Origin of the sequence: Shewanella sp. WXL01 (assembly GCF_012263345.1) — a bacterium.
Taxonomy (GTDB): domain Bacteria; phylum Pseudomonadota; class Gammaproteobacteria; order Enterobacterales; family Shewanellaceae; genus Shewanella; species Shewanella maritima.
The window spans coordinates 68,830-89,765 of record NZ_JAAIKQ010000008.1; the positions used below are offsets into that span (position 1 = coordinate 68,830).

The window sequence follows — 20,936 nt, forward strand, 5'->3', positions numbered from 1 at the left end:
TGAGAATGATTATTATTTATTTGCGTTCCAAAACTCAGACAGTTAAAGGCTCATCACTTTAACTCCCCTCCGAGTTTTAATTAGCACGACATTGCTCACACACTTTGTGGCCGGGATTTTATCCCGGCTTTTTTTTACCTGAAATTCAGTTTTGCAACTCATTACTAATTGACGGAGATGTGATCACTGAGCAGAATCTTGCGCTGCTGAGAATAGTGGTTATTTTAGGTGCAAGCTTTTGAAACGACATAGTACAGGCGAAAACGCGCTTTTAAGCGTACTTTTAACCGTCGACTTCCCTGTAAAATAACTCCACAAAAGAGCGCCAGCGCATTATCTATCCACCTTAAATTCGTTTGCCAAACTGCTCTGTGCCTATTACTGATTGCTGTAACGCTTAGTTAGCAGTCAACTTCGGCGACGATTCATGCCGCCATAGCTACAAACCGTTAACTTTATGTTTGCTTTCACCAAAGCAGTTAAACAAATAAATTCAAACACTTAACAAGCAACAAACCTTATCAAACTACAGTGATAGCCTAATTAAGCTAAAAAAATGTCAAATTTAGCTTGCAAACTAAATGAGAATCATTATTATTAACTTGCGTTCCGAAGTAGAGAGCTTCATCACCTTTCTACTTTTTTAGTGATAAGTCTCATCATCTTTTCACTTCTCTGCAAAAAGCGTCATGCTAGAGCTTCATCACCTTTAGTTAGACGCTGCACAAAGTAGTATCACTCAATACTCCTAAAACAAGCCGGCTTCATCACCCGGCTTTTTTAGTGCCTGTTTTCTGACTCTCAAAGTTGTTCCAGCCTAGAGATACAAATATGCCACTCACTCAGATAAACCGAGCAAGTGGCACTGTTGCTTATACCGCTTTAATACTGACAAGGCTGATTACAGCGGCTTGTCCTTATCGACGAACTTGCTACGGCCGCCGAAGTGCAAACCAACATAAGGGTTGGTAGCATGCTCATCACGAGCTTGATGATACAGGCCAATAGTAAACACTGTACCCTCTCCAAGCGTAGAGCTCACCTCAATCGTGCCACCAATACGCTTAATAATGCCGTAACTTAACGATAAACCTAAGCCTGTACCGTCTTTACGCGTAGTATAGAAAGGGTCAAAGATACGGCTAAGCTGTTCTTCAGAAATGCCCACCCCTTCATCGGCAACTTCAATCTTCACTCCAATGCACTGCCCTTTGTCATCAAGCCAATCAAAGGTTTTTACAAAGATGCGTCCTTTCTCTTCACTGGCGTGAGCTGCGTTCACCACAAGGTTAATCAGTACCTGCAAGATCTGCGGACGGTTAATTTCCACTTCAGTAGTGGCATTGAGCTCCTGAATCAACTCAACTTGCTGCTTCCTGATCGAGTGACGGACCAGTACCAGCATTTCTTCAACAATCGGCGTAACAGAATGTAGCTGCAGCGGCGCGTTGAACTCTCCCGGGCGACTGTACTGCAATAAACTGCGGATAATAGTACTAATACGACCTACTTGCTGAATCACTAAGTCGATCTCTTCTTCTACGTCTTCAGCTTTTTCACCAAGCTCGTATTTCAGCAGTTCCATGTTGCCCAAAATCACTGCTGTTGGATTATTGATCTCGTGGGCAATACCTGCAGTTAACTCACCTAGTGCAGTAAGCTTTTCATTGGTCACTAGCTGCTGACGGGTTTCATTTAGCAGTGCTACGTTGCGCTGAAGCTCAACAGTTTTATCCTGTAAACTGCGAGTACGCTCCTCAACTTTGACTTCTAGCTGCTCCGCTGCCGCTTGGATCTGACTATTACGCTGCTGCAGTAAATCAAGCATGCGGTCGAACTGTTCAGCTAGATTGGACAATTCATTCTCACTATCAAGCCCAAGTTCTCCAATACGCACATTACGCCCTGATTGAACCGCTTTTACCACATGGTGAATTTTCTCGATCGGCTGCAATAAACTATAGGCTCCGCGATAAACCAGCAAACCGGAAATTAGCAACACCAACATCAAGATAGTGCCAAGCTCAATAATGTTTAGCAGATAGTTATGGATAAACGGTGACTCCGAGAATCCGGTGTAGATCATACCGATACGCTTACCGCGAATGTCTTCAATCGGTGAGTAAGCCGAAATAAACCAATCATTAAGCACAAACGCGCGGTCAACCCAAACTTCACCGTTCTCAAGCACTTGTTCACGCACTTCATCGGACACCAAAGTACCTAGCGCGCGGGTCATGGTCTCTTGCTCAGGAAAGGTAAGCTTCATCGGTACATTGGTACTGACGCGGATGTTATCGAGGAAAATTGTTACCGTGCCAATTGAGCGCTCAGGTAAGGTGCCTTTGTCGTAGACCAGATCACGAATATAGTCGACTATCACAGTATTGCGGTTGATCAAAATACCACTGTCGAGATACCACACCACATTACCGTTTTGGTCGAGTACCGGCAAAATTGTCCGACTGACTAACCCTCGACTCTCTTCATCTTTTTTCGGCTCTTGTGCCCTAAGGGTTTCAGATACTGGGATCACCGCTTTTTGCGCAAGCTCAGGATTAATATGACTTAAGCGCTGAGGTGATAACACAGTCAAACCTGAATAAGCTTGACCATCATTAATGTCAGACAACATGAGCCTTAGATCAGGATCTGCAGCCGCCTCGGTAATACTTAATATACGCAGAAAATCGAGTCCATAACGCTGCTTTTGTTCATTGAGTTTCAGGTTAAGTTGCGCTTGATTCTCTCGTTGCTGCTTGCGGCCTTGTGATATCAGGCGCTCATAATAGGTATGAAATTCCCAAGAATGACTAATATTGACCAGCTGTTGTTGCTGCTCTTGCTGTACCTGCAATAAGGTATTGTTAGCGACCGCCAGATCAGCTTTTACCTTCATAAATAGCTGCTGACCTGTGTAGCTGATATTCCAATAAATGGTAATAAATACCAGACTGACTAACGTCAACAAAATAGGCAGCAGCGTCAGTACTAGCAAGCGATAGCGTACCTTGGCACGCATTTGCTGCCAGGTAACGCCAAAAACTCGATTAAACAAAGACACGATTATTCTTCCTGCTCTGGGGCGGTGACATCAGCCCACTCTTTGAACTTACGGTCGAGCGTTTTGCGAGAAACCCCAAGATCACGCGCAGCAGCCGACTTATTACCATCGTGGGCGGTGACAACCTGCATTACATGCTGTTTCTCAACTTCTTTTAGTGGCCAATCAAGCGGATAGCCAGATGTTTCAGGTACTGACTCTTTAGTGTCCACCTTCCAATATTCTGCCGGCGGCTTGCCAAGCAAGATGCAGCGCTCAATCATATTACGTAGCTCACGGATATTGCCCGGCCACTCATGCTGTTGCAGTACCTGTAAATCTTCGTGGCTCCATATCACCTCTTTCATGCCCATCTCTTTAGTGATCTGCATGGTAAAGTAATGGGTTAACTCAACAATATCTTCACTGCGGGCACGCAGCGGTGGAATAAGGATATTCAACACGTTTAAGCGATAGAAGAGGTCGCGGCGGAAATGTCCTGCTTCAACCTCTTCTTGTAAGGTACGATTGGTCGCCGCCACAATGCGCACGTCAATAGCGACTTCTTTCTCGCTGCCTACTGGACGAATAGCACGCTGCTCCAGCACCCTTAACAAAGCCGTTTGCATGTTCATTGGCATTTCGCCAATTTCATCAAGGAAGATCGTGCCACCCGATGCAAAACTAAATAAGCCTTCGCGACTCGATTTAGCGCCGGTGAATGACCCCGCCGTATGACCAAATAGCTCACTGCCCAATAATTCAGGAGCAATTGCGCCACAATTAACAGGCACAAAAGGACCACTGCGGCCACTTAGGTGGTGCAACTGTCTGGCTACCAGCTCTTTACCTGTGCCGGACTCACCCTCAATTAACACCACAGCGTTAGTTGGCGCGACACGCTCTATCACTTGTTTTACTTCAACCATGGCATCACTGCGACCAATAATGCTGGATGCTTTACCGTGTGAAAGCTCGCGCTTAAGCATAAAGTTTTCACGTTTCAGCAAGCGGCGCTCAATACAGCGATCAACTGCTGTCATCATCTGCTCTAAATGAAACGGCTTCATAATAAAGTCAGAGGCACCAGCACGCAGCGCTTTAATAGCAACGTCCATATCGGCATAACCTGTCATAAAGATAATATCCGACTGACGATCAGGATCATCTAGCGCTTCATGCCACTCGATTCCCGAGCGGTCGGGCAAACGAATATCGACAATAAGTAGATCATAGTGACCTTGAGAGCGCATCTGCTCAGCTTGGGTAATCGTGGATGCGGTATCCACCAAAGCAAACTTTTTACTCAGTGCTTTATTTAAAAAGCTGCGCATCCCTGGCTCATCATCAACAATTAATACAGACATACCTGTTGGAAATGAAGTTTTCATGCAGTCGTGCTCGTCTTAGTTCAGTTGGACAAAATGACTCTGTTTTGGGAATTTATTTCAAAGACAGCGAAATCATTGGTCAGTATGGGTCAATACTACCGTGAGTTGAGACAATTTGTCCGCGCCAATTTCACAATAAACTTGATAATGATCACAGTTTAAATTTCTAGCGTGAACTACAACATTTGAATTCAACCTTGGCATTTTAATTGCTTTATAGAGGCAAAATAAGAAAGTACCCACGATATTGAATGGCATAAGTACTTCACCAAACTTACAATTATTCTCCAGGGAACGACTATGTTTACTAAAAAATCTTCTGCATTATTACTTGCCGCTTCAGTACTAGGGAGTGTGGCATTCAGCCCAGTTGCACTAGCTGATGAAATTATCAAGCTAGCGACAACCACCAGCACAGAAAACTCAGGCTTGTTAGGCGCTATCCTACCGACTTTCGAAAAGCAATCTGGTTTTGAAGTACAGGTTATTGCAACAGGTACAGGTAAAGCTTTAAAACTAGCTCGTCAGGGTGACGTGGATGTTGTAATGACTCATGCACCAGCGGCAGAAGCTAAGTTCGTTAACGAAGGTTATGGTATTGAGCCGCGTGGCATCATGGCAAATGACTTCGTGGTATTAGGCCCAAAGAATGACCCAGCCAAAATCAATGGTAGTAAAGATGTAAACCAAGCTTTTGCTAAAATCGCTGCTAAGCCAGCAACCTTTATTTCTCGTGGTGACAACTCAGGCACGAACATGAAGGAGTTAGCAATTTGGAACAATGCCAATGTCACGACCGACTTTAATGGCTATACTGCAGTAGGCCAAGGTATGGGTAAAACGCTACTTATGGCTAACGAACTGCAAGCTTATACCTTGACTGACCGCGGTACTTTTGTAGCTTATAAAGCTAAATTAGATTTAGAAATTAAATTCGATGGTGGTGAAGCACTTGCTAACCCTTATCAAATTATTCTAATTAACCCTAAAAAATACCCAGACTTAAACCACAAAGGTGCACGCGCACTAAGTGATTGGTTAGTCAGCCCAGAAGCAAAGAAAATGATCAACAACTACAAAGTGCAAGGAGAGCAATTGTTTAAGGCATCTCAAAAATAATGAGCGAAGGCTGGTTAGTACTACTGCAGCAAGCATTTAGCTTGCTGCTGTCTTTTGACCCTGAAGTATGGTCAATCATCAATGTTTCATTTAGCGTGTCATTCGCTGCGCTTCTTATCACCCTTATTCCATCTATCGCCTTAGGCTTTGTCCTTGCATTCACGCAATTTCGTGGGCGCTGGCTGGTTACCAACCTTATTCAAACGCTGCAATCTATTCCTACAGTGGTGATAGGTTTGTTGGTGTTTTTACTATTAACTCGTAACGGCGTGCTGGGTGACTTGAAATGGTTGTTTACCCAGAAAGGTATGATCCTAGGGCAAATGCTAATTTGTGCCCCTGTATTAGTAGCCTTATCGCAAGCAGCATTCTCAAGTGTTGATCGCCGAGCCTGGGAAACCTCACGCACGCTTGGCGTATCATGGCCAAGCGCGGTTTATGTCTTATGCCGTGAGCTACGAGTACCACTGCTGCTTGCTGTTATCGCCGCATTTAGCAGAATTCTAACTGAAGTAGGATGCTCTATGATGGTGGGCGGCAATATTTTGAATGCCACTCGCAACATTCCTACCGCGATTGCCCTAGAAACCAGCAAAGGCGACTTTGCCCAAGCCATTGCATTAGGCTTAGTGTTATTGATCTTAGCCTTAATATTAAACTTCACACTAGGCACTTTGCGCGGTAAAGCGATGCCAAGGAGCCACTAGATGACAACCGTTCATAAAGCTCAAATTAATGCCGAGCATGTCGTTATGCGCTTCAACGACAAGGTGTTGTTTTCGTTTGCCAAGCTAACTTTTGCCCAAGGTGATGTGATTTACCTGCAAGGTGACAATGGCACAGGTAAATCAACGCTAATGAAATTACTCGCTGGCTTAATACACGCACCTGAAGGGAAGTTTAGTCATCAAGGATTTGAAAAAGCGGCATGGTGGCGTAAAGATGGCATGTTAGGCAAAGCTTTGTATTTGCACCAACATCCTTACCTTTTTGACGGTAGTGTAGAGTACAATCTCAAGTTCGCTGCGAACCAGTCAAAACTTGACCAAAGTGCACTGACTGAACGTATTGACCAAGCAATTGAAATGGCACAGCTTAAGCATTTGCTCACCCGCAATGCCAGTGATTTGTCTGGCGGTGAGCGTCAACGCCTTGCGATGGCTCGCGCCTGGATTGTGCAACCAAAGCTACTGATGTTAGATGAGCCTATTTCCAATATGGACAAGCCATCACAGCGACTAGTATTAGCTATGATCAATCAACTAAAAGATGATGGTACAGGCTTGTTGATAAGCAGCCATCAAACATGTGGCTTAACCGCTTTATGCCAAAAGCACTGGCATATTGCTAAACAACAAATTACTGTAAGCGATCACGTACCTAGCTTTTCTACTCAGCAACCAATTAATTCCACAGGATTAAATTATGTCAGCGCCAACTAACCCTTACATGGTCGATGGAGTCATTCTCGCAGGCGGTATGGCGCGACGTATGGGTGGCAATGACAAAGGATTGGTAGAGCTTGCGGGCAAACCCATGATTGCCCATGCGATTGACCGCATTAGCCCACAAGTGACGCAAGTTTTAATCAATGCCAACCGCAACCAAGACACATACGCTGAGTTTGGCTATCAAGTGTTCAATGACAACGAGTCAGGCTATCTCGGCCCACTTGCGGGCATGGTTACCGCACTTGCAAAAACTCAGGCCGACTATGTAATGGTAGTTCCGTGTGATTGCCCGCTATTACCAACAGATTTATTTATCCGTTTACACGCAGCGCTAGTAGCGCAACAAGCCGAGTTAGCAGTAGCCAGTGACGGCGAGCGCGAGCAACCTGTTGTGCTGCTACTTACACCTAAATTGTTGACGTCAATGCAGGCCTTTTTAGATGCAGGCAATCGTAAAATCGATGACTGGTACGCCGCGCATCGCTGTGCTGTCGCCGAATTTAGCGACCAACCAGACGCCTTTGTGAACGTTAATACGCCAGAACAAAAACAACGACTCGCCCAAGCGATTGCGCGCTAAGTTACCCAAATTTCGACGAGGTTATTTATGAGTGTTCCGTTTTCTAACCCGCTTCCAGTTCCAGTACTTGGCTTTTGTGCATACAGCGGCACCGGCAAGACCACTTTATTAAAGCAACTTATTCCTGAGCTAAACCGCCGTGGATTGCGTTTAGCCGTGATAAAACACGCTCACCATAATTTCGATGTCGATATTCCAGGTAAAGACAGCTATGAAATGCGCAAAGCTGGCGCAAGACAAATGCTGGTTGCGTCCCACGTGCGCTGGGCATTGATGACTGAAGATGCAGTTGATGGTGATCCAAAGCTCGATCACCTACTCAGGCAAATTGAAGCCGACAAGGTTGATATTGTGTTGGTTGAGGGTTTTAAAAAGCTAACCCTACCTAAAATTGAGTTGCACCGCGCCGCTCACGGTAAACCATTTATTCACGAGCAAGACGACAACATCGTCGCCATTGCATGTTGTGATGACACCAAGACGCCGGCTGAGCTAAAGCGCCTTGACCTTAACAATGTCGGGCAAATTGCTGACTTTGTGGTGGAGTATCAACAAAGCTGGCAGCAACCTGCAGCAGACCTGCCCTTCAAGTTGCCACAAGCGCTAGATAGCGATAACGCGTATCAGCAAGGTCTCAGTGTGGCTCAAGGCATCACTTATGTGCTGAATAGCATTAATGCCACAAGTGATAGTGAGCAGTGCAGCTTAGATGAACTAGATAATCGCGTATTAGCTGCCGATGTCATTTCACCTGTCAACGTGCCGCAGCAAACCAATTCAGCAATGGACGGTTACGCTTTTGCTTATGACAGTGTCTCGCAAGCACCGTTGAAAGTCGTCGGCGAAGTTTTTGCTGGCCACGAATATGGCAAAACCCTTAATGCGAGTGAAGCTGTGCGCATTATGACTGGCGCGCCTGTACCAGCAGGCGCAGATACCATTATGCCGCGCGAGCTAACCAAAGAAGAAAATAGCGAACTGAGCCTGCTTGAAGCTGAGTCCATCAAAGCGGGTCAGCACGTGCGATTAGCGGGTGAAGATATTGCTAAAGATGCGGTGGCACTAAAAGCTGGCACCCGCATGAGCGCAGCAGAAGTTGGACTAATGGCGTCACTGGGCTTAAGTCAGGCAAAAGTGAGCAAAGCGCCAACCATTGCCGTGTTCTCAACCGGGGATGAAGTGAGTCAGCCAGGTGAGCCGCTGCAACCAAACTGCATTTACGATTCAAACCGTTACACCATTAAAACCATGGCTAAACGCCTTGGCTGCAAGGTTATTGATTTAGGCATCATCGAAGATAACGAAGATGCGTTAATGCAAACCTTAACTCAAGCATCTGAACAAGCCGATATCGTAATTAGCTCGGGCGGTGTATCAGTGGGTAATGCCGACTACATTAAAACAGCGCTGGCAAAACTTGGCGCCATTAATTTCTGGCGCATTAACATGCGCCCGGGTCGCCCACTTGCTGTTGGTAAACTCAACAACGCGACATTCTTTGGGCTACCTGGCAACCCGGTTGCGGTTATGGTGTCTTTCCTGCAGTTTGTACAACCTGCGGTGCGTAAACTTGCTGGCGAGCAAAATTGGCAGCCAACTTTCTTACCTGCCGTAGCCGATGAGAATCTACGCAGCCGTGAAGGTCGCACTGAATTTTTACGTGGTATTTACCACGTTGGCAACGATGGTAAGTTGCACGTTAAGTCTACCGGTGCCCAAGGCTCAGGCATGCTTAACTCTATGGTACAAGGGAACTGTTTAATTGTGATCGGTGAGCAACCTAAGTCTGTTGCTGCTGGTAACATGGTATTTATTCAACCCTTTGCTGATGTGTTGTAAGCAGCTGTAGTAAGAGTCGTTATGAGCCAAATTGTTGATCAATTTAACCGTCACGTAGAGTACCTGCGCCTGTCGGTGACCGACCGTTGTGATTTTCGCTGTGTGTATTGTATGAGTGAAGATCCCGAGTTTCTGCCACGTGATCATGTGCTGAGTCTTGAGGAGTTATCTTGGGTTGCTCAAGCATTCACCGAGCTTGGCGTCAAAAAGATCCGCCTAACCGGTGGCGAGCCGTTGGTGCGCACCGACTGTGAGCAACTAGTTAAACTGCTAGGTGATTTACCGGGGTTGGACGACTTGTCGATGACCACAAATGGCTCACGTCTCAGTAAGATGGCAGCCTCACTTAAGCAAAATGGTCTTAAACGGCTAAATATCAGTTTAGATACTTTAAACCCTGAGTTATTCACTCAGTTAACCCGTAACGGCAAGTTAGAGCGGGTTGTTGCAGGTATTGATGCAGCTATTGCTGCAGGCTTTACTAAGCTCAAAATTAACGCGGTTATTCTGCGAGGACAAAACGACCATGAAGTAATTGATTTGGTTAACTTCTGCCGCGAACGCAGCCTAGACATTGCCTTTATTGAAGAAATGCCACTTGGGGTTATTGATGAGCGCAAACGCAGCCGTCATTGCTCAAGTGCAGAAGTACGCCAAATCATTGAGCAGCAGTACCAGCTAATCCCATCGAGCAAGCGTACTGGCGGGCCGGCTCGTTATTACAAAATGCCTGATAGCGACACCCATATTGGCTTTATTTCCCCTCACAGTAATAACTTTTGTCACGAGTGTAATCGCGTGCGGGTAACCGTTGAAGGGCGTCTACTACTTTGTTTAGGCAACGAAAATTCGGTGGACTTAAAAGCCATTGTACGTGAGCATCCAGGCGATATCGACAGGCTCAAAACCGCCATTCTAGAAGGTATTAAACGTAAGCCGAAAGAGCATCATTTTGGTCATCAAGATGAAGTGCAAATTCTGCGCTTTATGAATGCCACTGGCGGTTAATACTCTTATGTTAAAGCGCAGTACAAAGTAAGGTACTGCGCCGATCGCACGTCTCCCATCTATCTATTCACAGCTACCTTAATAGCGTACGTAATAGTTTGGCTTTATCTCGACAATTACCAATGCTTACCTCTAGGCGCCACTCAATCCAGGGCGAACATTTATCGCGTGTCTTCTTGTGGGACTAATGAGCTTTGAGTAAGCAAGCCTCTTTAGCAAGGATGCTAAAGCGGAGCCCTTAACGTAGCCACAGGGGATGATTTTACGGCGTCTTGCGCAATCAAAGTTCGTTACCCCTTAGCACATGGTTGATAATCAATCACTCACGCGATCGCACTGCCATTCAATCCTATTCGCCTCAGCCAAGCTTAATGCTACACTGCCAATTCTAAGCTTAAACTAAGGGACAATAGGACGGCATATGGCACTGTCACGTAAAAAGTGGAACTACATTATTATTGCTGCCAGCATCATGATGATTTCAGTGCTCTCCTACCTAGACAACCAGTCTACTATTCCTAACGATGCGCTGCCTTTATTTGCTGACGATACCCCATTAGTGCAGCTGCAACTGGACGAGGTTTGGCTCAAACAACAGCAAGGCCAATGGCTGTGTGATAGCAAGGTGCTCAACTGTCAGCAGTGGGCCAAGGCCTGGCAAAATATCAAGGTATCGCCAATGACGTTTCAAGCTGATGATTTTGTCGCCGAAGGTGAGCAGCGACAATCTCTCACCATTAAGATTGAGCAGCACCAAGTGCAGCAATGGACGCTATATCCAGAGCAAGGTTTAATACAGACTCAAGCTGGTAGCTGGTATCAAATCCCGCCAAGTTTGCGCCCTGAGTTAATACCTGTCATCGATCTTAATCAACACTAAATTTCTAAACGTATAAACACCCAAATGTGGCAATGCGCCAACAAAAAACACACCAACAAACCTTGAGCTAACCACTGCCGAACACCAGTAAAGGAATAATCACGCCATGCCTGAATTACCCGAAGTAGAAGTGACCCGACTCGGTATTTCACCTCACCTTATCGCGCAAACCGTTACTGAGCTGATCGTGCGCAATCGTTCATTACGCTGGCCTGTGCCAGATGTTGCGAGCAATATCGTTGGTCAACAGATTATTGATATTCGCCGCCGCGCGAAATACTTACTGATTGAGACTCAGGCTGGGGTCACCATAGTGCATCTGGGTATGTCTGGCAGTTTACGGGTGCTGGCCAGTGATACCCCAGCCGAAAAACATGACCACATCGACCTTAAACTCGGTAATGGTCAAATGCTCAGGTTCAACGACCCCCGCCGCTTTGGAGCCTGGTTGTGGTATGAATTGCCTGAACATGCTCACCCATTGCTGGCAAAGCTCGGCCCTGAGCCACTCAGTGATGAATTTAACCTTGAGCAATTAAAAGCCGCGCTGGCGAACAAGAAAAAAGCCATCAAACTGTGCCTAATGGACAATCACATTGTAGTGGGTGTCGGTAATATTTATGCCAATGAAGCCTTATTCGCCGCAGGGATTCACCCACAAGCAGAGGCTGGCAAAGTCGATGATGAGCGCCTTGAGATGTTAGTCGCCGAGGTAAAACGCATTTTGGCTCAGGCGATTAAACAAGGTGGCACCACACTGAAAGATTTTACCAATGCCGACGGTAAGCCCGGCTATTTTGCCCAGAAACTACATGTTTACGGCCGCGGTGGTGAAACCTGCACCAGTTGTGGCAACCTGCTATCGGAAATCAAACTTGGACAACGAGCGACGGTGTTCTGTGGTTTGTGCCAAAGCAAATAACTTACTAAGTCGTTAACGTGTGTGTGATATGAGTGGTGCATTCCATGCCTAGGGGCATGGTGAAGGAATAAAAAAACGCGCTACAGTAGCGCGTTTTGTGGTTCTTAAAGCTCGTTATAGCTAGCTTTTAAACACTAGGTCTTCGGCTCATTTAAAGCGGCAGCAACAATCGGATGTACAAACTGACTAACATCCCCACCATGCAGTGCAACTTCTTTCACCAGTGAAGATGAAATAAACGAGTTTTCTTCTGCTGGAGTGAGAAACACACTTTCTAACTGCGGGCTCAGGCGGCGGTTCATATTGGCAAGCTGAAATTCATACTCAAAATCAGATACAGCACGTAAACCACGAACTAACACGCTGGCATTTTGCTGCTTAGCAAAGTCCACCAGCAGGCCACTAAAACCAACCACTTCAACATTATCAAGGTGGGCAGTCACTTGCTGCAATAGCTCTACTCGCCTTTCTAAGCTAAACCTTGGTTGCTTAGTCGGGTTAGCGGCAATGCCGATAATCACATGCTCAAACAAGTTTGCCGCACGCTCAATCAAATCGGCGTGGCCATTGGTTACTGGGTCAAAAGTACCAGGATAAATCGCGCGTCTATGCATGAATCAAACGTCCTAGTTGTTTGCCTTAATGTTTTCAATGATCTTAGTGGTCGAAACGCCGTCTTCAAAGCTCAGCACTTTCACCACACCGCCAGCTTCAATCACTTCTTTACCACCAGCAATCTCTTCAATCTTATAATCACCACCTTTGACAAGTAAATCAGGCAGTAATTTAGCAATCACTCGTTGTGGCGTGTCCTCAGAAAATGGCACTACCCAATCTACAGCGGCAAGGCCAGCAAGCACTGCCATACGGCGCTCAACAGGGTTCACCGGGCGACCTTCACCTTTAAGGCGTTTAACAGAGTCATCGTCGTTAACCGCAACAATCAGACGATCGCCTTGAGCACGAGCTTCATTTAAGTAACTCACGTGACCAGCGTGAAGAATATCAAAGCAACCATTGGTCATTACCACGCGCTCGCCAGCAAGTTTGGCGTGTTCAAGCGCATATGCCAATTGGTCTTCACTTACTACACCAAAACCCATTTCACCTTGGTGAACATTTAGTGATTGCGCAAGCTCAATGCGGCTCACAGTAGATGTACCCAGCTTACCGACCACAATACCAGCGGCAGCATTGGCGATAGCACAAGCCTGTGGCAAATCGCTACCGGCGGCTAACGATGAAGCCAATACTGAAATAACAGTATCACCAGCACCAGTTACGTCGTGCACTTCGCGCGCAACGGTTGGAATATGTAATTCGTCATTGTCACGGGTGATCAGTGTCATGCCCTTTTCTGAGCGAGTCACCAACAATGCCTCAAGGTCAAACTCATGCAGCAGCTTGTGGGCCTTTTCAACTAAGTCTGCTTCACTGGTCACCTTGCCAGCAACAAGTTCAAACTCAAGCATATTAGGCGTCAGCAGCGATGCACCGCGATAACGTGAAAAGTCGCTGCCTTTAGGATCAACCAGCACCTTAACGCCTTGCTTCGTTGCCTGGGCAATAAAGTCGGTACAATCAGTTAGTGCGCCTTTGGCGTAATCAGAAAGAATAACGACGTCAACTTCACCTAGCATTTTTACTGCAGATGCCATTAGCGCATGGCTTTCAGCTTCCGGGTAAGCTTCTTCAAAGTCTAAGCGAATGAGCTGCTGACTACGCGACATCACCCTTAGCTTGGTGATAGTGGGTAGCTCGGCAACAGTATGCCAGCAAGGCTCAACGCCAAGCGCCTTAATACCTGTAGTCAGCGCCTGAGCGTTTTCGTCGTCACCAACAATACCCGCTAGTGCAACTTGCCCGCCTAAGGTAGCAATGTTTAACGCTACGTTAGCGGCGCCGCCTGGGCGATCCTCACTTTGATTTATGCGTACGACTGGTACAGGAGCTTCTGGAGAAATACGTCCTGTATCACCTGCCCAATACCTATCGAGCATCACGTCTCCAACTACTAAGACTTTTGCTTGTTCAAATACGGGTAAAGTTACCTTCATAACGCCTATTCTTTCTGCTAAAAATTAAACCCCGATTGTACCTAAATTTGTTCACAGCTGTTACTTTTCATCAATTTAATTACTGCTTTATTCGAAGTTTGGCGATTAAACGTAACCGCAAGGAGCAAAACTGTTATAATACAGCGCTATAAATCGGTGTAAAAAGCTACACCCAACAGTTGATACAGAGCATTAAGCTATATTTCAATTGGTCGAAATTGTTAAACAACTACTGCTGAACTAACAGACCTTAACTGAGTCTATCTTCAGTAGCCTTTAGTCAGAATAGGAATAAATATGATAGTCGTAACCGGTGCAGCGGGCTTTATTGGTAGTAACCTAGTCAAAACGCTTAACGAATTAGGCCGTAAAGATATCATTGCTGTTGACGATTTAACCGACGGCACCAAGATGTTTAACTTAGCCGACTGTGAAATTGCCGACTACCTAGACAAAGACCAGTTTCTAGCTTTGATTGAAGCCGGCGAATTTGACGGTAAGTTAGAAGTGATTTTCCATCAAGGCGCTTGCTCTACCACCACTGAGTGGGACGGTAAGTTCATGATGCAAAACAACTACGAATACTCTAAAACGCTACTGCATTTCTGCCAGCAACATAATTGCCAATTTATCTATGCATCATCTGCATCTGTATACGGCGGTAGCGAGAAGTTTGTCGAGCAGCGCGAGTTTGAAAAGCCACTTAACGTTTACGCTTACTCAAAGTTCTTATTCGACCAATATGTGCGTACTCAATCACTGACCTCTCAAGTTGCTGGTCTACGTTATTTCAATGTCTATGGCCCGCGCGAGCAGCACAAAGGCGGAATGGCGAGTGTCGCTTTCCACTTCAATAACCAGATCAAAGAGAACCAAATTTGTCGCTTATTTGCGGGAATTGACGGTTTTGAAGATGGTATGCAACTGCGTGACTTTGTGTACGTTAAAGATGTCGTTGCTGTAAATATTTGGCTATGGCAAAACCCTGAAGTGTCAGGCATCTTCAACTGTGGTACAGGCCAAGCGCAAAGCTTTAACGACGTCGCTAATGCAGTAATTAACTACCATAATGCAGGCAAAATTGAATACATCCCGTTCCCAGACAAGCTTAAAGGTGCATACCAAAGCTTTACCCAGGCAGACTTAACTCAGTTAAGAGCTGCGGGCTATACGGCGCCATTCAAAACCGTAGAGCAGGCAGTACCTGAGTACCTAGACTGGTTAGCAGAACAACATTTCATCGGCCAATAACCACCGCAAAGGAGACGGTATTAGCCGTCTCCCATACACAGCCCAACACTGTTTAATTAGGTTAAGTGAATAGCAAATCGATGAAGAAACTACTGCTAGTTAAGAACGATAAAATTGGCGATTTCGTCCTCATGTGGCCCGCATTTTACCTGCTAAAGACCGCGCTACCAGATACCAGTATCGAGGTGTTTGTGTCTCCAGTCGTTGCCGATTTTGCCAGAGCTTGCCCTTATATCGATAATGTCATTGCTGACACAGGTGATGATACTCAGCTAAGGCAAACCATCAATGATGCCAACTATGACGTGGTGTTAGTATCATCGTCTGAGTTAAGAATTTACAACCTGGTAAAAAACAGTGGTGCAAGCTACACCCTGGCGCCAAAACACAAATGGTTCCAGTATCTGTATAAACACAGAGTCAATAACCTGTACGAAAAGCACGAAGGCTGCTGGCGTGGCGGCTGCTTGTTAGTCGAACACTTTTTAAAACACCATAATATTGCGATTCCCGCGTTACCAAAACAGTATTGGGATGCAAGCGAAAATCGTCACAAGTGGCTGCAACATTACGGCCATCAAGCGGGCGAGAAACTGATTTTTGTCCATCCAGGTACAGGTGGTTCATCAGGAAGAGTCGCTGAGTCAGACTATATTAATCTCATCACTCAACTGCATGGCCAGCTTAACCACCCAGTTAGGTTTATCTTGACCTATAATGGCGATGAGCTGGTGTTAGCGCAAAATATCCATCAAGGGTTAGCACAATCTGATATCAATATTGATATTGCCAAACCATTATCGAGTTTGACCGATTTTGCAGAGTCTATTGTCGCCGCAGATATGTTTATTGCTGGCTCAACGGGGCCGCTACACCTTGCGGGATTGCACAATGTCGCCACCGTGGGTTTTTATGCAGGGCGCCGCTCAGCGCCGCATATTCGCTGGCAGACTTTATCGCAAGCAGAAAAACGCTTTGCTTTTACCCCGCCAGTTGGCCGCAAGACCGGTCGCAACATGGCGTTGATTGATTTTGATAAAGTTGCGACAGAGACAGCACAATATCTAAATGCTCAAAACTAGTTAGGCTAATCTAACAACCCATAGCAGCGAACAACCGAAACGACGAGATAAAAAGAGAATTTACTCAAGATGCATAACTTCAAAGTTTTTGTCATTAACTTAGCAAGCTCCACTGAGCGCCTCAAGCACATCACTGAGCAATTAGGCAAATTTCAGGTACCGTTTGAACGCATTGATGCAGTTGATGGCCGCAAGCTTAGCGATGAAGAAATCGAGAAATACTCTCCTCAATCATTAGTACAACAGCACTATTTTCGCCCGCTAAATAAAGGGGAAGTTGGCTGCAGTCTCAGTCACCAAAAAGCATGGCAAAAAATTCTCGACGATGATTTAGATTTTGCCATCATTTTAGAAGATGACATTTATCTAAAGGACAATTTCAAATCCATTGTAGAACTGATGGCTGAACTACCAACAATGGACTGGGACTATATAAAGTTATTCCCATTTAAAAAAGGCGGTGAAAGTAACGTTCGCGATTCAATTGAATATAAAGGGCATCGTTTCGTTAGTTACCACAAGTACCCTATTAGTGCCGTTGGCCAAATAATTAGTCGCCGCGGAGCCCAAGCTTTGATAAACAATATGCCATATGTTGTTCAACCGGTAGATGGTCATATCAAATCTTGGTGGGAACTCGATATAACGCCTTTCGGCTTATCACCGTATTGCATAGGCATCGATGTCGATGGCCAGTCGGATATCAATCCTGGTCAGCAAGAGCTTAATAAACTCAAGCAGCGTAAAGTGCATAAAATCCTTCTCAATTGGAAACGCGCATTTAACCGGATGCTAGCTACACCTAAGCTAGACAAAGCTTTTAATCAATTTAAACAACAGCTTAAGTAGGATATCAATATGATACCGGTTGTTAGCCACTCACAGTTACAACAAGCCAAGCGAGTGCTGTACATGAGCCACCTCGCGATTGGAGACTTCGTCTACCAAGGCGTGTGGTTACAAGCACTTAAACATAAGTACCCTCAGCTAAGTATTGATATTTGGTTTGATGATTGTCGCAGCAAACCACAAGACTGGGCTGCGGGCCGCAATAAGACACTGACAGAATGGATTGATGCTACAGAAGAATTTGACGACACCTATCCAATTGTTGCAGATCTTGAGCAGCGCGCGCAATCAATTGCGAAAGCGCAAGCAAAGCAGTACGACATTATTGTGTTTGTCGGCAAGAACCGCCCTGAAAAGTTTGCCAAAATTGCCAGACAGATTTCACATAGCGCACAAATAGCAGTAACCAACAGCAAGCCACTATCTAACCCCATTGCTAACTACATGCACATGAAAAAGATGGATGGCGTGATCAGCTATGACAACATTGCCGCCAAGGTATCGCACATTACCGAGCTATACAGCCAGTGTTTTAACCAACTTTTGGGATTAGAAACAAGTGATCTGGTTGCAGGCAAGCAGCAATTACCACTTGCAGTTAAGCCTGAGTATTTAGCACTAGTTGAACCAACTGTAAGTAAGCTGGTCGCGCAAGCACAAGATAAAAAACTGGTATTTATAAATCATTTATCCACTGCATCAAAAAAAGATTACCCTTGGGAAGGTGTTAAGACACTCATTGTCGAGCTAAGCAAGCAGCATCCAACACTGGCGTTTATTGTTAATACCCCGCCTGACAAGCTTGATGAAGTCGAGCAGGCAATCGCGCAAGACGGTGACTTATCTAACCTTGCAGTATGTGCCTCAACAGCAAAGACCAACTTCTTTGAGCTACCCGCGTTAATGAGCCTGTGTAGCCTAGTTATTACCGTAGATACCGCCACTGCGCATTTGGCATTAAGCCTAGACGTGCCGCAAGTCACTATCATGGCAAGTGACTTTAAATTATGGCAGCCACAAGGTAATAGCATTATTTTGGAAGGAAACGGCAAAGCAAGACAAGTCGCCGTAAAAGATGTCATCGCAGCAGCAAACCAACAATTGAGTGCTATCATCTAGCGCTCAACCTCAACTAACGCTCAATTTTCTAATCGCAAATTCTCATCAACGGTTAATAGGGTTAACAACTTAGATGTGAGCTTGCGTATTGACCAACTGTTGCAGTTTGTCCATCGCCGCTACTAACCCATTCTCAGTAGGTGACGCCTGTAAACTAGCAGACAGCTCCTGAAAACTCTGCTCTTTAAGTAACCCAAGAACAGTACTTAGCAGTGACTGATAACTCGCATCTGCTGCAAGCACCATGTGCGCCTGAGCACATTTTCTAATTCTATCTGGCTGGTCTTTCGATACAGGCGCTACGACAGTAGGAACTTTCAGGGCGATTGATTGCAATAGGGTATCTCCGCCACTCAATACCGCAGCTTTAGCTCCGTTTAGCAAGCTAATAAACTCTTTAGTATCAAGCGCAGATATAGCAATCACACCAGGCAACTCAGGCAGCGGTTTAGGGTAGTTCGGCCCAAACACCATCACGCTAGGAACTTGCGTTTCCATATAAGCTTGCTGGGCAACTTTCGCCCATACGTCAGCGGCCAACAAATTATTGTTAAGTAAATGTCCGCCAGAGCCTGCACTAAAGAATAAATATTGTTTTGCTACTAACTGATATCTCTGCAGTAATTGCTGCTGCAGTTTAATATCTGGGTGCGGAAAAATACTGCCAATGCAAATTGGCTCTGGCCGCTTAATCAAATTGAGCTTGAAGCGATTAAACGCCGAAATATCACCAATCACGAATTCAGGTTGTACTACCCAGTGACTATCAGTCGCCAATGCTCGCTCCAGCTTCATGCCGCGAGCACGCTTACGTTTATGCTGACTGATAAACACCACTTGCGCGCCAGAGCGTTTGGCATGCTTTAGCTGTGATTTTCTGCCAGCAGCATCAAAAATCACTACATCGGGTTTAAGCTCAGTAATGAGCTGATTCACTTCCTTGATTTTTTTGGTGGGCGTATCGTCAAGTAAATGCGTGCGATAGTGGCAGCTATGACAATAAGGCGCATGTCGATTCAATACAAAATCAATTTGGGCATTTGGCCATTGACATTTTGCTTCATCAGCAATAATGGTTGAGCGCATATATTCACCAATACCTTCATCTGAAGATACTGGAATAAACAACAGCTTTGGCTCATTTGGCATGGTTACATCCGTTTACTTTTGAGGGCAGTTCATCTACATCCTGGTAGAACTGTTGAGCAAAGCGCACGTATCGCTTTGCTTGGAACAAATCCTAACATGGTTAATTGAGGTTTTTACACCAATTTATCAACGCGGTCTAACTTGTTTATCAACGCAATCTAACTTGGCAATCACATCTTCAACACTGATCATTGCCATCAAATTTTCGCCCTTGGCGCGTTTACCCCATTTTACCTCGCCTACAACCTGCTGAGCTATTGCTTGCGGGTAAACATTTGCAACCAAGTCCTGACTAAAATAGGGGCCTGTTCGACCTGGGTTTGAGTGCGCATACAAACCAACCACAGGTGTACCTTGGGTCACTGCCATATGTGCAGGGCCAGTGTCAGGCGCAAGTACCACTGAGGCGCGCTTTAGTATGGCAAGCATTTGCGTTAATGAGGTCTTACCAACCAGGTTTTCAATGCTATTGGTTCCTTGGTTGACGATTTGTGTCGCAAGCTCACTTTCAAGCTTACTTGGCCCGCCACACAGCAATACTCGATAACCTTGAGCTACTGCATAATCGGCAACCTTGGCATAGCGCTCAGGTAGCCAGTTACGCTCTGCTTTACTGGCTGCAGGGCAAATCACTAAGGTTTTAGCGTCATCACTAATTTGCGTGGCAGCAAAATGCGTGTCCGCCTCAGGTACAGGGATATTCCAGCTCGGGGTAATATCCGTTACACCAATGGCTTTAGCGAAGCCCATAAAGCCATCAAGCACATGGGGTTGATGCTGCGGCGCAATGGCGGCATTGGTCACTAACCACTGGCCTTCTTTAGCCCTCGCCTTGTCAAAACCTATGCGGGTTTTCGCTTTAATCATTAGCGAAGCAATGGTAGCCCTTAGTGCAACTTGCATATGCAGCAGCACATCAAACTTTTGCCCTTTTAATGCCGTACGTAAATTGCGGTAGCTGCGCCAGCCTTGGGACTTATCAAACACCACAAACTCGACATTAGGTAGATGCTTCACCAGTTGATGCTCAACCTTACCGATTACCCAGGTGATTTTCAGGTTTGGGTAATGACGTTGAATCGCTTGCACCATAGCAACGCCATGGCAAACATCGCCAATTGCGGATAAGCGCAATAAACATAAAGATTGGATTGAGCTGAAATCGTTAGACATGTTCACCTGCTGGCAATGTTCGC

At 45.7% G+C, this 20,936-nt stretch carries 18 protein-coding genes; 12 read left to right on the forward strand and 6 right to left on the reverse strand.

The genetic code is table 11. The annotated features are described in order from the left end of the window. Nucleotides 1–901: 901 nt before the first annotated feature. Together G3R49_RS15880 and G3R49_RS15885 are read right to left on the reverse strand one after the other, a co-directional pair. A complete protein-coding gene (locus tag G3R49_RS15880; RefSeq protein ID WP_167870369.1) occupies nucleotides 902–3,022 on the reverse strand; it encodes a HAMP domain-containing sensor histidine kinase in 2,121 nt (706 codons plus the stop codon). Between the two features lie 44 nt (nucleotides 3,023–3,066). Beyond that, nucleotides 3,067–4,434 (reverse strand): sigma-54 dependent transcriptional regulator, encoded by a 1,368-nt coding sequence (locus G3R49_RS15885; RefSeq protein WP_167870312.1) that lies wholly within the window; start codon nucleotides 4,432–4,434, stop codon nucleotides 3,067–3,069. A gap of 300 nt (nucleotides 4,435–4,734) precedes the next feature. Between G3R49_RS15885 and G3R49_RS15890 the strand changes: the two genes are divergently transcribed. From G3R49_RS15890 to mutM, 8 genes are all read left to right on the forward strand, one after another. Then, nucleotides 4,735–5,553 (forward strand): substrate-binding domain-containing protein, encoded by an 819-nt coding sequence (locus G3R49_RS15890; protein WP_130600015.1) that lies wholly within the window; start codon nucleotides 4,735–4,737, stop codon nucleotides 5,551–5,553. After that, nucleotides 5,553–6,260 (forward strand): ABC transporter permease, encoded by a 708-nt coding sequence (locus tag G3R49_RS15895; RefSeq protein ID WP_130600013.1) that lies wholly within the window; start codon nucleotides 5,553–5,555, stop codon nucleotides 6,258–6,260. Before G3R49_RS15890 ends, G3R49_RS15895 begins: the two co-directional genes overlap by 1 nt. Next, entirely contained in the window at nucleotides 6,261–6,995 is a 735-nt protein-coding gene (locus tag G3R49_RS15900) for an energy-coupling factor ABC transporter ATP-binding protein (RefSeq protein ID WP_130600011.1), read from the forward strand. Between the two features lie 7 nt (nucleotides 6,996–7,002). After that, nucleotides 7,003–7,584, forward strand: coding sequence for a molybdenum cofactor guanylyltransferase MobA (gene mobA / locus G3R49_RS15905; protein ID WP_167870370.1), 582 nt, complete (start codon nucleotides 7,003–7,005; stop codon nucleotides 7,582–7,584). Nucleotides 7,585–7,611: 27 nt separating this feature from the next. Continuing rightward, complete coding sequence (locus G3R49_RS15910) at nucleotides 7,612–9,423, forward strand: bifunctional molybdopterin-guanine dinucleotide biosynthesis adaptor protein MobB/molybdopterin molybdotransferase MoeA (protein ID WP_167870313.1); 1,812 nt, start codon at nucleotides 7,612–7,614, stop codon at nucleotides 9,421–9,423. A 21-nt stretch (nucleotides 9,424–9,444) separates the two neighbouring features. Continuing rightward, the gene (moaA, locus tag G3R49_RS15915) at nucleotides 9,445–10,431 is read left to right on the forward strand and encodes a GTP 3',8-cyclase MoaA (protein ID WP_167870314.1); all 987 of its coding nucleotides are present in this window, start codon (nucleotides 9,445–9,447) and stop codon (nucleotides 10,429–10,431) included. A 421-nt stretch (nucleotides 10,432–10,852) separates the two neighbouring features. Next, complete coding sequence (locus tag G3R49_RS15920) at nucleotides 10,853–11,311, forward strand: hypothetical protein (protein WP_167870315.1); 459 nt, start codon at nucleotides 10,853–10,855, stop codon at nucleotides 11,309–11,311. Between the two features lie 106 nt (nucleotides 11,312–11,417). Beyond that, complete coding sequence (mutM, locus tag G3R49_RS15925) at nucleotides 11,418–12,233, forward strand: bifunctional DNA-formamidopyrimidine glycosylase/DNA-(apurinic or apyrimidinic site) lyase (RefSeq protein ID WP_167870316.1); 816 nt, start codon at nucleotides 11,418–11,420, stop codon at nucleotides 12,231–12,233. Between the two features lie 134 nt (nucleotides 12,234–12,367). Here mutM and coaD read toward each other — a convergent pair whose 3' ends face one another. Both coaD and hldE read right to left on the reverse strand, forming a co-directional pair. After that, complete coding sequence (gene coaD / locus G3R49_RS15930; protein ID WP_167870317.1) at nucleotides 12,368–12,847, reverse strand: pantetheine-phosphate adenylyltransferase; 480 nt, start codon at nucleotides 12,845–12,847, stop codon at nucleotides 12,368–12,370. Nucleotides 12,848–12,859: 12 nt separating this feature from the next. Then, complete coding sequence (gene hldE / locus G3R49_RS15935; protein ID WP_130599999.1) at nucleotides 12,860–14,290, reverse strand: bifunctional D-glycero-beta-D-manno-heptose-7-phosphate kinase/D-glycero-beta-D-manno-heptose 1-phosphate adenylyltransferase HldE; 1,431 nt, start codon at nucleotides 14,288–14,290, stop codon at nucleotides 12,860–12,862. A gap of 297 nt (nucleotides 14,291–14,587) precedes the next feature. Here hldE and rfaD point away from each other — a divergent pair, with 297 nt between their 5' ends. The 4 genes from rfaD to G3R49_RS15955 all read left to right on the forward strand — a co-directional run bounded on the left by rfaD (nucleotide 14,588) and on the right by G3R49_RS15955 (nucleotide 18,591). Continuing rightward, nucleotides 14,588–15,541: an ADP-glyceromanno-heptose 6-epimerase gene (gene rfaD, locus G3R49_RS15940; protein ID WP_167870318.1), complete on the forward strand. Its 954-nt coding sequence runs from the start codon at nucleotides 14,588–14,590 to the stop codon at nucleotides 15,539–15,541. An 80-nt stretch (nucleotides 15,542–15,621) separates the two neighbouring features. Next, nucleotides 15,622–16,623 carry a glycosyltransferase family 9 protein gene (locus tag G3R49_RS15945; RefSeq protein WP_167870319.1) on the forward strand — a complete coding sequence of 334 codons (1,002 nt, stop codon included), beginning with the start codon at nucleotides 15,622–15,624 and terminating at the stop codon, nucleotides 16,621–16,623. 69 nt (nucleotides 16,624–16,692) lie between these two features. After that, nucleotides 16,693–17,472 carry a glycosyltransferase family 25 protein gene (locus G3R49_RS15950; protein WP_167870320.1) on the forward strand — a complete coding sequence of 260 codons (780 nt, stop codon included), beginning with the start codon at nucleotides 16,693–16,695 and terminating at the stop codon, nucleotides 17,470–17,472. A 9-nt stretch (nucleotides 17,473–17,481) separates the two neighbouring features. Then, nucleotides 17,482–18,591, forward strand: a complete 1,110-nt coding sequence (locus G3R49_RS15955) for a glycosyltransferase family 9 protein (RefSeq protein WP_167870321.1) — start codon at nucleotides 17,482–17,484, stop codon at nucleotides 18,589–18,591. Nucleotides 18,592–18,660: 69 nt separating this feature from the next. On the opposite strand, the gene G3R49_RS15960 is transcribed toward G3R49_RS15955, so the two are convergent. Both G3R49_RS15960 and G3R49_RS15965 read right to left on the reverse strand, forming a co-directional pair. Continuing rightward, a complete protein-coding gene (locus G3R49_RS15960; RefSeq protein ID WP_130599989.1) occupies nucleotides 18,661–19,740 on the reverse strand; it encodes a hypothetical protein in 1,080 nt (359 codons plus the stop codon). A gap of 126 nt (nucleotides 19,741–19,866) precedes the next feature. Then, nucleotides 19,867–20,913 (reverse strand): glycosyltransferase family 9 protein, encoded by a 1,047-nt coding sequence (locus G3R49_RS15965; RefSeq protein WP_165399006.1) that lies wholly within the window; start codon nucleotides 20,911–20,913, stop codon nucleotides 19,867–19,869. Nucleotides 20,914–20,936 lie beyond the last annotated feature (23 nt).

Bases quoted from the DNA above. Each gene is read 5' to 3' on its own strand.
- G3R49_RS15880 (WP_167870369.1), bottom strand. From the start codon at position 3,022: ATGCGTGCCAAGGTACGCTATCGCTTGCTAGTACTGACGCTGCTGCCT.
- G3R49_RS15885 (WP_167870312.1), bottom strand. From the start codon at position 4,434: ATGAAAACTTCATTTCCAACAGGTATGTCTGTATTAATTGTTGATGAT.
- G3R49_RS15890 (WP_130600015.1), top strand. From the start codon at position 4,735: ATGTTTACTAAAAAATCTTCTGCATTATTACTTGCCGCTTCAGTACTA.
- G3R49_RS15895 (WP_130600013.1), top strand. From the start codon at position 5,553: ATGAGCGAAGGCTGGTTAGTACTACTGCAGCAAGCATTTAGCTTGCTG.
- G3R49_RS15900 (WP_130600011.1), top strand. From the start codon at position 6,261: ATGACAACCGTTCATAAAGCTCAAATTAATGCCGAGCATGTCGTTATG.
- mobA (WP_167870370.1), top strand. From the start codon at position 7,003: ATGGTCGATGGAGTCATTCTCGCAGGCGGTATGGCGCGACGTATGGGT.
- G3R49_RS15910 (WP_167870313.1), top strand. From the start codon at position 7,612: ATGAGTGTTCCGTTTTCTAACCCGCTTCCAGTTCCAGTACTTGGCTTT.
- moaA (WP_167870314.1), top strand. From the start codon at position 9,445: ATGAGCCAAATTGTTGATCAATTTAACCGTCACGTAGAGTACCTGCGC.
- G3R49_RS15920 (WP_167870315.1), top strand. From the start codon at position 10,853: ATGGCACTGTCACGTAAAAAGTGGAACTACATTATTATTGCTGCCAGC.
- mutM (WP_167870316.1), top strand. From the start codon at position 11,418: ATGCCTGAATTACCCGAAGTAGAAGTGACCCGACTCGGTATTTCACCT.
- coaD (WP_167870317.1), bottom strand. From the start codon at position 12,847: ATGCATAGACGCGCGATTTATCCTGGTACTTTTGACCCAGTAACCAAT.
- hldE (WP_130599999.1), bottom strand. From the start codon at position 14,290: ATGAAGGTAACTTTACCCGTATTTGAACAAGCAAAAGTCTTAGTAGTT.
- rfaD (WP_167870318.1), top strand. From the start codon at position 14,588: ATGATAGTCGTAACCGGTGCAGCGGGCTTTATTGGTAGTAACCTAGTC.
- G3R49_RS15945 (WP_167870319.1), top strand. From the start codon at position 15,622: ATGAAGAAACTACTGCTAGTTAAGAACGATAAAATTGGCGATTTCGTC.
- G3R49_RS15950 (WP_167870320.1), top strand. From the start codon at position 16,693: ATGCATAACTTCAAAGTTTTTGTCATTAACTTAGCAAGCTCCACTGAG.
- G3R49_RS15955 (WP_167870321.1), top strand. From the start codon at position 17,482: ATGATACCGGTTGTTAGCCACTCACAGTTACAACAAGCCAAGCGAGTG.
- G3R49_RS15960 (WP_130599989.1), bottom strand. From the start codon at position 19,740: ATGCCAAATGAGCCAAAGCTGTTGTTTATTCCAGTATCTTCAGATGAA.
- G3R49_RS15965 (WP_165399006.1), bottom strand. From the start codon at position 20,913: ATGTCTAACGATTTCAGCTCAATCCAATCTTTATGTTTATTGCGCTTA.